Annotated in this window: 8 protein-coding genes and 2 pseudogenes; 5 read left to right on the forward strand and 5 right to left on the reverse strand. The window is 71.4% G+C overall.

The genetic code is table 11. The features are described 5' to 3' along the window. Positions 1–100 (forward strand): annotated as a pseudogene (locus AB0G35_RS30530) (IS481 family transposase); the annotation flags it as partial. Here AB0G35_RS30530 and ftsY read toward each other — a convergent pair. After that, positions 97–1,329, reverse strand: coding sequence for a signal recognition particle-docking protein FtsY (gene ftsY, locus AB0G35_RS30535; protein WP_360956185.1), 1,233 nt, complete (start codon positions 1,327–1,329; stop codon positions 97–99). The pseudogene AB0G35_RS30530 and the gene ftsY overlap by 4 nt on opposite strands. 313 nt (positions 1,330–1,642) lie before the next feature. Between ftsY and AB0G35_RS30540 the strand changes: the two genes are divergently transcribed. From AB0G35_RS30540 to AB0G35_RS30550, 3 genes and pseudogenes are all read left to right on the forward strand, one after another. Beyond that, the gene (locus AB0G35_RS30540; protein ID WP_360956187.1) at positions 1,643–3,130 is read left to right on the forward strand and encodes a cytosine permease; all 1,488 of its coding nucleotides are present in this window, start codon (positions 1,643–1,645) and stop codon (positions 3,128–3,130) included. Between the two features lie 109 nt (positions 3,131–3,239). After that, the gene (locus AB0G35_RS30545) at positions 3,240–4,313 is read left to right on the forward strand and encodes an LLM class flavin-dependent oxidoreductase (RefSeq protein ID WP_360956189.1); all 1,074 of its coding nucleotides are present in this window, start codon (positions 3,240–3,242) and stop codon (positions 4,311–4,313) included. A gap of 468 nt (positions 4,314–4,781) precedes the next feature. Continuing rightward, positions 4,782–4,964: pseudogene (locus tag AB0G35_RS30550) on the forward strand (hypothetical protein); the annotation flags it as partial. Positions 4,965–4,984: 20 nt separating this feature from the next. On the opposite strand, the gene AB0G35_RS30555 reads toward AB0G35_RS30550, so the two are convergent. From AB0G35_RS30555 to AB0G35_RS30570, 4 genes are all read right to left on the reverse strand, one after another. Then, a complete protein-coding gene (locus AB0G35_RS30555; protein WP_360956191.1) occupies positions 4,985–6,403 on the reverse strand; it encodes a sugar porter family MFS transporter in 1,419 nt (472 codons plus the stop codon). Positions 6,404–6,635: 232 nt separating this feature from the next. After that, positions 6,636–10,238 carry a chromosome segregation protein SMC gene (smc, locus tag AB0G35_RS30560; protein WP_360956193.1) on the reverse strand — a complete coding sequence of 1,201 codons (3,603 nt, stop codon included), beginning with the start codon at positions 10,236–10,238 and terminating at the stop codon, positions 6,636–6,638. A 402-nt stretch (positions 10,239–10,640) separates the two neighbouring features. Beyond that, positions 10,641–10,844: a hypothetical protein gene (locus AB0G35_RS30565; RefSeq protein WP_006602857.1), complete on the reverse strand. Its 204-nt coding sequence runs from the start codon at positions 10,842–10,844 to the stop codon at positions 10,641–10,643. A gap of 379 nt (positions 10,845–11,223) precedes the next feature. Then, complete coding sequence (locus tag AB0G35_RS30570) at positions 11,224–11,505, reverse strand: acylphosphatase (protein ID WP_360956195.1); 282 nt, start codon at positions 11,503–11,505, stop codon at positions 11,224–11,226. A gap of 209 nt (positions 11,506–11,714) precedes the next feature. Between AB0G35_RS30570 and AB0G35_RS30575 the strand changes: the two genes are divergently transcribed. Continuing rightward, the gene (locus AB0G35_RS30575) at positions 11,715–12,575 is read left to right on the forward strand and encodes a CAP domain-containing protein (protein ID WP_360956197.1); all 861 of its coding nucleotides are present in this window, start codon (positions 11,715–11,717) and stop codon (positions 12,573–12,575) included. Positions 12,576–12,582: the final 7 nt, after the last annotated feature.

Here is a 12,582-nt window from a genome sequence, read left to right on the forward strand (position 1 = left end):
CGAATGGCTGCACACCTACAATCACCACCGCGGACACACCGCGCTCAACGGCCAACCACCCGCCAGCCGCGTCCCCAACCTCACAGGGCAATACAGCTAGTCGCCGATAAGCGCATCCACGAACGCCTTCGGCTCGAACGGCGCCAGGTCGTCCGCGCCCTCGCCCAGGCCGACCAGCTTGACCGGGACGCCCAGTTCGCGCTGGACGGCGATGATGATGCCGCCCTTGGCGGTGCCGTCGAGCTTGGTGAGGACCACGCCGGTGATGTCCACGACCTCGGCGAAGACCCGGGCCTGGACCAGGCCGTTCTGGCCGGTGGTGGCGTCGAGGACGAGCAGCACCTCGCCGACCGGGCCGTGCTTCTCGACGACCCGCTTGACCTTGCCGAGCTCGTCCATCAGACCGGTCTTGGTGTGCAGCCGGCCGGCGGTGTCGATCAGCACGACGTCGGCGGACTCGGCGATGCCTTCCTTGACCGCGTCGTAGGCGACGGAGGCGGGGTCGCCGGCCTCGGGGCCGCGGACCGTGCGGGCGCCGACCCGCTCGCCCCAGGTCTGCAGCTGGTCGGCGGCGGCGGCGCGGAAGGTGTCGGCGGCGCCGAGGACGACGGACTTGCCGTCGGCGACCAGGACGCGGGCGAGCTTGCCGGTGGTGGTGGTCTTGCCGGTGCCGTTGACGCCGACGACCATCACGACGCCGGGGATCTCGTCGCCGCCGTTGCCGATGCCGTTGGCGGTGTGGACGGTCCGGTCGAGGTCCGGGCCGATCAGCGTGAGCAGCTCCTCGCGGAGGAGTTCGCGCAGGTCGTCGGGGGTGCGGGTGCCGAGGACCTTGACCCGCTCACGCAGCCGCTCGACGAGCTCCTGGGTGGGGGCGACACCGACGTCGGCGGTGAGGAGGGTGTCCTCGATCTCCTCCCAGGTCTCCTCGTCGAGGTGCTCGCGGGAGAGCAGGTTCAGCAGGCCCTTGCCGAGGGTGTTCTGGGACCGGGAGAGCCGGGCGCGCAGCCGGACCAGTCGGCCGGCGGTGGGCTCGGGGACCTCGACGGCGGGCGCGGCGGGCGCCTCGGGCTCGGCGGCCGGTGCCTCGGCCGCGGGGGCCTCGGCGGTGGGCAGCGTGACGTCCTCGATGGTGCGACGTTCTTCGTCGCCGGGGGCTTCGGCCTCCTCGCCGACGTGCGGTTCGGCGGGGGGCGCGGTGACGGTGGGCTGGGGGGTGGCCGGCGGGGGCGGCGGCAGCTGCTTCTTCTTGCGGCCGCTGACGACGAGCCCGCTGATCGCGCCGAGCACGACCACGGCGATGACTACAGCAAGGATGACGTATTCCATAACCCCTCCAGTATCAGCCACGCCCCGTCGGCGGGGGCCGCACGCGCCGCATCCCGGCTCCGGCCCGGACCGGTCCGGGACCTGGTCGCCGGGGCCCGACTGGCCCCTTCGACGAGTGTGGGTCACACTCGTGCTCGTTGAGGGATCCAACGGTGCAGAGTGGCAGAAGTTGGATCAAAGTACGATGGTGGACGGCCGCGCAACGCGCGTAGAGTCCTGGCAATCACAAACTCCGGCCAGGTACCACTGCCGCTGCCTGCACCTCCTCCCCCGGGGGTGCCCCGAGATCCCCCGCACGGAGATAGCTGCACCTATGGGCACCAGCACCACGTCCACGTCCTGTCCCGAATCCGAAGGCGCCGTCGAGACCCGCGGCATCGAACCCGTCCCGGACCACGAGCGCCGCGGGCGCGTCCGCGAGCTGTTCCCGACCTGGGTCGCCGCCAACATCAGCGTGTTGTTGCTCACCATGGGGGCCTCGCTGGTGATCACCAACGGCCTGAACTTCTGGCAGGTGTTGATCGTCGCCGCGATCGCCTCCGCCGTCTCGTTCGGCATGGTCGGGCTGCTGTCGGTCTCCGGCAAGTGGGGCGGTGCCCCGGGCGCCATGCTGTCGCGGGCCGCCTTCGGCGTGCGCGGCAACTACTTCCCGGGCGCGATCCTGTGGGTCGCCCGCTTCGGCTGGGAGACGATCAACGCGGTCACCGGCGCGTACGCGATCCTGACCGTGCTGCACCTGGTGTTCGGCATCGAGGCCAACAACGTCCTCGTCGTCGTGACCCTGCTGGCCTTCGTCGCCTGCACGTTCCTGGTGTCCGGCATGGGCCGCAAGGCGCTGAACGTGTGCAACAAGTACTCGACGTACCTGTTCAGCGCGATCAGTGTGGTCGTGCTGGTCTACCTGGTCGCCACCGCGCCGTGGAGCTCGATCCTGCACAAGTCGCCCGGCTCGACCACCCTGATGATCGCGGGCATCGGCACCATCGCCGCCGGCGGCATCAGCTGGGTCCCCACCGGTCCGGACTTCGCCCGCTACCTCCCGCACTCCGCCTCCGGCAAGAAGATCGTCGGCACGACGATCTCCGGCGCGGCACTGGTGCTGGTCCCGATGGTGCTCATGGGCGGCGTGATGGCGGTCTCCAACCCGGAGCTGGCCAGCCAGAACACCGACCCGATGTCCTTCCTCGGCCAGGTCCTGCCCCGGGCCATCGCGATCCCGTACCTGATCACCGCGCTGGTCGGCATGATGCTGATCAACAGCCTGTCGATGTACTCGGCCGGCTTCACCGCGCAGACCATGGGCGTCAAGCTGCCCCGCGCCCTGGCGGTCAGCATCAACGCCGCCATCAGCCTGATCGGCGGGCTGTTCATGATGCTGGTGGCCAAGGACTTCATCGGGCAGTTCATCGCCTTCCTGACGCTGCTCGCGGTCTCCTTCTCCGCCTGGATCGGGGTCTACGGCGTCGACATGTTCCGCCGCCGCAAGCTCGCGGTGCGCTACGACGCCGCCGGCCTGATGGACACCGGCCGCACCAGCCGCTACTGGTACGCCGGCGGCTTCTGCTGGCAGGCCATGACCGCCTGGACGGTGGCGCTGGTCGCGGGCCTGTGCTTCACCAAGGTCCAGTGGTTCACCGGCCCGCTGGCCACGACCTGGATCGGCGAGAACGGCCTGGGCTGGGCGGCCACGATCGCGATCGCCGCGGTGGTCTTCGCGGTCCTTCCGGCGGCGAAGGAGTCCGCCCCGGCGGCCGGTGCCGAGGCGTCGGCCGAGACCCGTCAGCCGGTCGAGGTGCGCTGAGCCCCGAGCCCGACGCCGGGCCGCGGGAACGGTCCCGCCCTCTGGTCACCTGACACCACGTCAGCTAACGTCCCCTTCGCCAACCGTCCTTGGCGAAGGGGGCGTTTCCATGTCCGGGGCACTGTCCGGTACCGCATCCGATACCGCGCCCGACACCGCATCCGGTGCCCGGCCCGCGCCGACCGCACCGCCCGCCCGGCCCGTCACGGTCCTGCGCATCAACCTCGTCGACCCGGCGCCCACCACCGCCTCCCTCGCCGCCCGCTACCGGGCCGCCGTCGAGATGGCCGCCTTCGCCGACGACCGCGGCATCACCATGGTCCAGACCGAGGAGCACCACGCCACCGGCAACGGCTGGATGCCGTCCCCGCTCACCTTCGCGGGCGCCGTGTTCGGCGCCACCCGCCGCATCGGTGTGACCATCTCCGCGCTGATCACCCCGCTGCACGACCCGCTCCGGCTGGCCGAGGACCTCGCCTCGCTCGACCTGCTCAGCGGCGGCCGGCTGGTCACCGTCGCGGGCATCGGCTACCGGCCCGAGGAGTACGCGGCCCACGGCAAGGACTGGGCCGGCCGCGGCGCGCTCCAGGACGAGGTGCTCGGCACCCTGCTGTCCGCCTGGTCCGGGGAACCGTTCACCTACCGGGGGCGTACGGTGCGGGTCACCCCGCGGCCGTTCACCCGGCCGCACCCGCTGCTGCTGGTCGGCGGCAGCTCCCGGGCAGCGGCCCGGCGCGCCGCCCGGCTGGGGCTCCCGTTCTTCCCCAGTGCCCGCCTGCCCGGGCTGGAGGCGTACTACCACGAGCAGCGCGCCGTCCACGGCACCGAGGGCTGGGTGCTGCAGCCGCCCGAACGGACCTGTCTGCTGCACGTCTCCGAGGACCCGGACCGCACCTGGGCCGAGTACGGCGGCCATCTGCTGCACGAGGCGCGGACGTACGCGTCCTGGCAGTCCGCGGGCGTCCGGTCCGCGGTGCGTTCGTCGGCGACGGACGCGGAGGCACTCCGCAAGGAGGGCGTCTATCGGGTCGTCACCCCGGACGAGTGCCTCGCCCTGGCCCAACCCGGCGGTGCCGAGGGCTCGTTGATCCTGCATCCGCTGTGCGGAGGGATGCCGGTGGATGAGGGGTGGCGGTCGCTGCATCTGTTCGCGGAGCGGGTGCTGACGCGGCTCACCCCGTAGGCGCATCTGCCCACGTACTCGGCTGCGGCGCCTTGGGGGTTGCTCGCCGTTCCCGCTGTGCGGGGCCGCGTACGTAGCTGGCTGTCCCGCCGCGGTTGTTGATCGCTGTGGCGCCTGGCGGCGGGCGTGGTGTTTTCGGGTGCGGTGACAGCCCTACAGACTTCGTCCTCCGGTCTGCCCCCTCCCGTGGGTGGTTGGGTGAGGGGCCAGTGGGGGCGGGCGTTGCCGTTCGACCGTACGTCGCGTCGTGCAGTACGTAACGTCGCGCAGTACGTCGCGTCGTGCCGTACGTTGCGTGTGCGGTATGTCGCGTCATGCCGTACGTCGCGTCATGCAGCGTCGGGAATGCCTCCCCCGCCCGTCGAGTTGAGGCCCGCAAGGGGACCTCGCACCCCCTACGGGATCTGTTCGACCTTCCCCTACGGGCCCCTGCGGGACCCCAGGCCCCCTTGCATGCCCCACCGCCCCCTGCCCGTCCAGGCGGTCGCGGTGCGGGTGGGCCTGTCCTCGGCGACCTCCCTGCGGCGCCGTTTCCCCCAGGCCCTGCACACCACACCGGCGGCGTACCGGCGGGCGTTCCGTACCGCGCCCGGGAACGGAAAAGCTGATGCCCCGGACCGCCTGTCGGTCCGGGGCATCAGCTTGCACTGAGGAGTGGGCTGGCGGGGGTGTTAGCCCATCTCCTCCAACGCCTTGCCCTTCGTCTCCTTCACGAACTTGAGCACGAAGGGGATCGAGAGCAGGGCGAAGATCATGTAGATCACGTACGTACCCGAGAGGTTCCAGTCGGACAGGCTCGGGAAGCTGGCCGTGATGGCCCAGTTGGCGATCCACTGGGCGGAGGCGGCGACGCCCAGCGCGGCGGCGCGGATCTTGTTCGGGAACATCTCGCCGAGGAAGACCCAGACCACCACGCCCCAGGAGAGGGCGAAGAAGAGCACGAAGACGTGGGCGGCGATCAGGGCCACGGTGCCTTCGGTGGACGGCAGGGTGCCCGCCGCGGTCTTGGCGGAGAAGGCCCAGGCCTCCAGGCCGAGCGAGACGGCCATACCGACCGAGCCGATCAGTGCCAGCGGGCGGCGGCCGATCTTGTCGACGAAGATCATCGCGATCACGGTGCCGATGATGTTGATGATCGACGTGGTGAAGCTGTAGAAGAACGAGCTCTCGGGGTTGATGCCGACGGACTGCCACAGCGTCGAGGAGTAGTAGAACGCCACGTTGATGCCGACCAGCTGCTGGAAGACCGAGAGGCCGATGCCGACCCAGACGATCGGCAGGAAGCCCATCTTGCTGCCGAGCAGGTCCCGGAAGCTCGACTTGTGCTCGCGGCGCATCGCGTCCTGGATCTCGGTGATCCGGGTGTCGAGGTTGACGGTGTGGCCCTCGACCTCGGTCAGGACCTCCTTGGCCCGGGAGACCTTGCCGATGGAGATCAGGTAGCGCGGCGACTCGGGGATCGCGAAGGAGAGCAGGCCGTAGAGGACGGCCGGGATGACCATCACGCCGAGCATCCACTGCCAGGCTTCCAGGCCGGCGATGGTGCCGCGCTGCTTGCCGTCGGCGAGGTTGAGAATGCCCCAGTTGACGAGCTGGGAGACGGCGATGCCGACGACGATGGCAGCCTGCTGGAAGGAGCCGAGACGGCCGCGGTAGGCGGGCGGCGAGACCTCGGCGATGTAGGCCGGGCCGATGACCGAGGCCATACCGATGGCGAAGCCGCCGATGATCCGCCAGAGGGCGAGGTCCCACAGCGCGAACGGCAGGGCGGACCCCACGGCGCTGACCGTGAACAGCACCGAGGCGATCTGCATCACCCGGATGCGTCCTATGCGGTCGGCGATCCGGCCGGCGGTGGCGGCTCCGACCGCGCAGCCGATCAGGGCAACGGCGATCACCTGGGCCAGGACGGCGGACCCGACGTCGTAGCGGCTGCGGATCGCCTCGACGGCGCCGTTGATCACGGAGCTGTCGTATCCGAAGAGAAAGCCGCCCATCGCGGCAGCCGCGGTGATGAAGATGACATGGCCGAGGTGGTCGGGGTGGGCCTTGCGGCCTTCCGGAACCGTCGGCTGCGCGGTGCTGGTCAACGTGAACTCCAGTGGCCCGGCTGCGCTGCCGGGCGTAGGGGGCTGGCACTTCTAGTGGTGCATAGGTTGGGGGTACCCACCACTTGAAGGTAAAAGCAACGTTGCAGAGACTATGCCTTCAAGTTTCGAAGTCAATAGGCCGAGATGGATTTGTTTCCCCGCGGTTCGGGGGACGGTTCATTCAACTTGTGAATTGATCAGGAACTGATGCCGCGTCGGACACTGGCTGCGATCAATGCAGCCGCTGGCTGATGACCTTCGACACGCCGTCCCCTTGCATGGATACCCCGTACAGGGCGTCCGCGACCTCCATCGTGCGCTTCTGGTGCGTGATCACGATGAGCTGGGAGCTCTCCTGCAGCTCCTCCATGATCCGGATCAGCCGCTGGAGATTGGTGTCGTCCAGCGCCGCCTCGACCTCGTCCATGACGTAGAACGGGCTGGGCCGCGCCTTGAAGATGGACACCAGCAGCGCGACCGCGGTCAGTGACCGCTCGCCGCCGGACAGCAGCGACAGCCGCTTGACCTTCTTGCCCGGCGGCCGGGCCTCGACGTCCACGCCGGTCGCCAGCATGTCGTCCGGGTCGGTGAGCACCAGCCGCCCCTCGCCCCCGGGGAAGAGCCGCGCGAAGACGCCCTCGAACTCCCGGGCGGTGTCGTGGTACGCCTCGGTGAAGACCTGCTCCACCCGCTCGTCGACCTCCTTGACCACCCGCAACAGGTCGGCCCGGGTCTTCTTCAAGTCTTCAAGCTGTTCGCTGAGGAACCGGTGCCGCTCCTCCAGCGCCGCGAACTCCTCCAGCGCCAGCGGGTTCACCTTCCCGAGCTGCTGATACGCCCGCTCGGCGGCCCGCAGCCGCTTCTCCTGCTCGGCCCGTACATAGGGCACCGGCTGGTTGCGGGGATGCTCCGGGTCCTCCGGCAGCGTCTCGCCCTCCGCCGGCGGCGACGGCGGCACGGGCTGGTCCGGCCCGTACTCGGCCACCAGCGCGGCCGGCTCCACCCCCAGCTCCTCCAGCGCCCGGGACTCCAGCTGCTCGATCCGCAGCCGCTTCTCGGCACCGAGCACCTCGCCCCGGTGCACCGAATCGGTCAGCTTGTCCAGCTCGGACTTCAGGTCCCGGGCCGCGTTGCGTTCGGCCACCAGCGCCTGTTCACGCTCGGCCTTGGACCGTTCCGCGGCGGCCCGTTCCTCGTCGGCCCGGACCACCGACACCTCGACGTGCGCCAGCAGCTGCCGCGCCCCGGAGGCCACCGCCCCGGCCACCGCCGCCTCGTGCCGCAGCCGGGCGCGCCGCCGCTCGGCCCGCGCCCGCGCCTCCCGCTCCGCGCGGGCCCCCCGGTCCAGCGCGTCCGCCCGCCCGGCCAGCGCCTTGACCCGCTCCTCGTGCGTACGCGCCTGGAGCCGGGCTTCCATCTCGGTCTGCCGGGCGTTGGCCCCGTCCGCCGCCAGCCGGTCCCGTACGGAGGTGTCGGGCTCCTCGTCGCCGACGCCCGGCTCCTCCTCGGCCACCGCCAGCCGCTCGGCCAGCTCCTCGGCCTCCTCGGTGGCCCGGACCAGCGCCTCCTCCGCCCGGGCGGCCGCCGCGGTGGCCCGCTCGGCCTCACCGGCGGCCGCCCGGGCCTGCCCGCCGAGCCGCCCCAGGTCCCCGGCGACCTTGGATTTCTCCCGGTCAGCGGCCTGCCGCCGCTCGGCCAGCTCCTCGACCAGCGCGGCGCACTCCGCCCGCCGCGCCTCCGCGGCCCGCTGCTCCCCGGCCAGCCGCTCACAGCGCGCCGCCAGCGCCTCCAGCTCGGCGGCCGCCTCGTCGACGGAGGCCTGCACCTCCAGCAGGCTCGGCGCACCGGCCGAGCCGCCGTGCGCGAAGTGCGCCCCGAGCAGATCGCCCTCACCGGTCACGGCCAGCAGCTCCGGGCGCCCGGCCACCAGGTCCTCGGCGTCCTCCAGCGTCCCGACGACCACGACGTCCCGCAGCAGCCGGGCCACCGCGGCCGTCAACTCCGGTGGCCCCTGGACCAGTTGACCGGCCGGTACGGGCTCCGCGCGCGGTCCGGGCACCCGGTGCACGGCGGCCGCGGCGGCGTCCCCGGCCCCGCCCTGCGCGGGGACCGTTCCACCGGTCCCCAGCACCATCGCCGCCCGCCCGGCGTCCTGCTTGCGCAGCAGCCGGATGGCGTCGGCGGCGGTGGCCGGGTCGCTGACCGCGACCGCGTCCGCCGCCGCACCGAGCGCGGCGGCCACCGGGACCTCGAAGCCGGGGGTGACGGTCAGCAGCTCGGCGGCCGGTCCGAGCACCCCGGTGAGCTGCTCGGACGCGGCCAGCAGGGCGCCGGTGCCGTCCTTGCGGCGCAGTCCGAGGGCGAGCGCGTCGTGCCGGGCGGCGGTCGCGGCGCGCTTGCGCTCGGCCGTGGTCAGCGCCTCCCGGGCGGCGGTCAGTGCGGCATCCGCCTCGGACAGCTCCCGGCGGGCCGCCTCGTGCCGGGCGGTGCTCTCCTCGTCGTCCGCGTCCAGCCCCACGACCTCGGCCTTGAGCTGCTCGTACTCCTCCTGGGCCGCGGCCGCCCGCTGCCGGGCGTCGTCCCTGGCCTCGGCGAGCCGGCCGATCTCCGCCTGGGCCGAAGCGGCCCGGCCGCGGGCCGCGGTGACCTGACCGCTGAGCCGGGCCAGGCCCTCGCGGCGGTCGGCGATGGCCCGGGCCACGTCCCGCAGCCGCCGCTCCTCGTCCGCCAACTGCCGCTCCAGCGCGGCACGGTGTTCGACGGTGTCCTCCAGCGCCCGGGTCGCCGCCTCCAGCGCGGCCGCCAACTCCGCCTCCTGCTCGCGGATCCGGGCCGCTTCCCGCTCCATGTCGTCCGGGTCGCGCCCGGTCCGCTCCTCGGGCGGGGCCGCGGTGGCGCTCTTGACCCGCGCCTCGGCCAGCGAGATCGTGCCGCGCACCCGCTCGGCGAGCTGCGACAGCTCGTACCAGGTCTGCTGGGCGCGCTGGACCCGCGGGGTGAGGGTACGGACCTCCTCCTCCAGGGCCGCCTCCCGGCGCTGGGCGGTGCGCAGCCGCTCCTCGGCGGCCTGCTTGCGCTCCTTGAGCGCCGCCTCGTCCGCGATCTCCGCCCGCAGCGCGGCACGCTGCGTGACGAGATCGTCGGCGAGCAGCCGCAGCCGGGCGTCCCGCAGATCGGCCTGGATGACGGCGGCGCGCCGGGCGACCGCGGCCTGCCGCCCGAGCGGTTTGAGCTGCCGCCGCAGCTCGTCGGTCAGGTCCTGGACGCGGGCGAGATTGGCCTTCATCGCCTCCAGCTTTCGCAGCGCCTTTTCCTTGCGCTTGCGGTGCTTGAGAACGCCGGCCGCCTCTTCGATGAAGGCCCGGCGGCCCATCGGATCGGCGTGCAGAACGGAATCGAGCTGGCCCTGTCCGACGATGACGTGCATCTCCCGGCCGATACCGGAATCGGAGAGCAATTCCTGGATATCGAGCAGCCGGCAGGTGTCCCCGTTGATCTGGTACTCGCTCCCGCCATTGCGGAACATGATCCGGGTCAGGGTGACTTCGGCGTACTCGATCGGCAGTGCACCGTCGGAGTTGTCGATCGTGAGCGAGACCTCGGCCCGGCCGAGCGGCGGCCGCCCGGTCGTCCCGGCGAAGATGACGTCCTCCATCTTCCCGCCGCGCAGCGACTTCGCGCCCTGCTCACCCATGACCCAGGACAGCGCGTCCACGACATTGGACTTGCCGGAACCATTGGGGCCCACGACACAGGTGATTCCCGGTTCGAACCGGAGTGTCGTGGCGGAGGCGAAGGACTTGAAGCCTCGCAGGGTCAGACTTTTGAGGTGCACGCCGTTGGACTCTACCGGCCGCCCCTTGACGGACTGCCCCAACATTCCGCCGCCGGCCCCGCCCCCGGTGCGGGCCACGGGCACCGGGGGATACCGCGCCGTTCATTTTCGGTTTCACCGCGGAAAGCGAAGGGCACATCATGCGGTAAGGGAGGGGCGGCCCGGCCGGAGAGGCCGTAATCGATCACGGGCCGCATTGATCGCGGACGGTATCCATCACGCGGACGGTAACCATCGCGGGAAGTGTCGGGTACACGACCGGGCACTCAAGAAGCGCCGGACGACCGGGCAGACGGACGTCGAGCCGGGAAACGACGAAGGGACGCCGAAGCGTCCCTTGCAGATCTTGTAGAGAGCGGTGCCTCAAGCGGCTGGCAAGCAGCCCTACCGGCCCCTGTGGGGTCAGGTGAGCGCGGGCTCCGCCTGGGGTACGTCGATGTCGAGCATCGAGTCGTCGCGACGTGCGGCAGCGGACAGCATGTCGTTTTCGGCCTGCATCCGGATAAGCTCGGATTCAAGGTCTTGGACGCGCTGCTGAAGCCGTCGCATCTCGGAGAGGACTCGGGGGTCGGAGCCGCCGACGTAACCGAGAAGCGCCTTTGCCATGATGGATGGTCCTCCACAATGAGTGACCGACCGAAGCGGTTGGGTCGTGAGGGATTCGCACCCGCAGCTTGTCATTCTCTGGTGTACTCAATGCCAAACAGCTAAGGTGCGCGGGGATTCCAGAGTCTCACCAAACGGTTGGACGGTCAACACGATCACGCCCCGTATCCTCGGGCACCTGAGAGTGCGCGGCCGCGAGGGCGCTGCGCCGACTCCCCAGAAAGGTCCCGCGGGGGCGTGGAGATCATCCGTACAGCGGCAGCCTTGCACGGGTCGGCCGAGTTGGCAACCACCAGCGCTTATCTCCCGTAAGCAGCTGACGACGCCGCACTGCGAAGATCGCGGATAACGGCCGTACGGCCGGCTTCCGCGGCCCCTTTCAGCGGATCTCGAAGCCGTCGTAGCCGCCCCGGGGCGTGGCCCATATCTCAGTGACTCCGGCCACTCGTCCGGGCGTGTCCCCGGTCCGCAGCCAGTCGAGCAACTGCTCGCAGCGGTCCTTCGGGCCCTCGGCGACCACCTGGACGCGGCCGTCCTCCAGATTGCTCGCGAATCCGCTGAGTTCACCGATTCGCAGGGCGTTCGCACGGGTGAACCAGCGGAACCCCACACCCTGCACGCGCCCCCGTACCCATGCGGTCACCCGCACCTCTTCTTCCATGTGTGCACGTTAACCGGCCAATTGCTCAACGGACACTTCGGTCCCTTGCGTCATGGCGTACAGTCCCCCGACAGCGAAGCTCACCCTTACGGGTGAGCGAGTTGACGCTGAGGACGGAAGGAAGACACCGGATGGGCCGCCATCGTCGTCTTGCGAATCCCACGCCGGCAGCCCCCGGCCCACGGTCTGTTGACGCCCCGACGGCAGCGATGCCGGCAGCCGCACCGGACGGCCCGCCGCGGCACCGTTCGCACCGGGCGGCGCGCGCCCGCGGTGCGGCACCGGTGCGCACCGGCCTGCTCGGCGCCTCCGCGGCGGTGGCGATGGGGGCCGTGGCGGTCGCCTCCGGACTGATACCGGGCGGCGGCCAGTTCGACGGCGGTACGGGCGACGGGCCCGGCGAGCGGGTACGGGCCCGCGCCCTGCCGGAGACCACCGCACCGCAGGGCGCCCTCTCGGCGTCCCCCACCGATCGCGCCACCCTCCCGGCCAGCCGCGGCAGCTCCCGCGCCGCGGTCCCCGGCAGCACCGGCCCGACCACCCCGACGACCTCCCCCGCGCCGCACCGCCCCGCCAAATCCCCCACCCGAAAGGCCGATTCGCCCGGCTCCGCCGCACCCACCGGCCACCCGTCCGGCTCCGCGTCCGCGGCCCCGCACCCCACCGCGTCCGTCTCCGCCGGCACCGGCAGCGAGTCGTCGGCCGAGGCCCAGGTACTGGCCCTGGTCAACCAGGAACGGTCCCGGGCCGGCTGCTCCCCGCTGACCGCCGACCCGGAACTGGCCTCCCTCGCCCAGCGGTTCAGCGACGACATGGCCCGCCGCGGCTTCTTCGACCACACCGACCCCGACGGCCACACTCCCTGGGACCGCGCCGAGGCCCAGGGCATCAGCGACCTCGGCGGCGAGAACATCGCCCGCGGCCAGGCCACCGCCCAGGCCGTCATGGACACCTGGATGCACAGCCCGGGCCACCGCGCCAACATTCTCAACTGCGAGTACAAGACTCTCGGCGTCGGCGCCCACTTCGGCCCCGGCGGGCCCTGGTGGACCCAGGACTTCGGCTTCTGAGACAGCC

This window comes from Streptomyces sp. NPDC021749 (genome assembly GCF_040640655.1).
Lineage (GTDB): Bacteria > Actinomycetota > Actinomycetes > Streptomycetales > Streptomycetaceae > Streptomyces.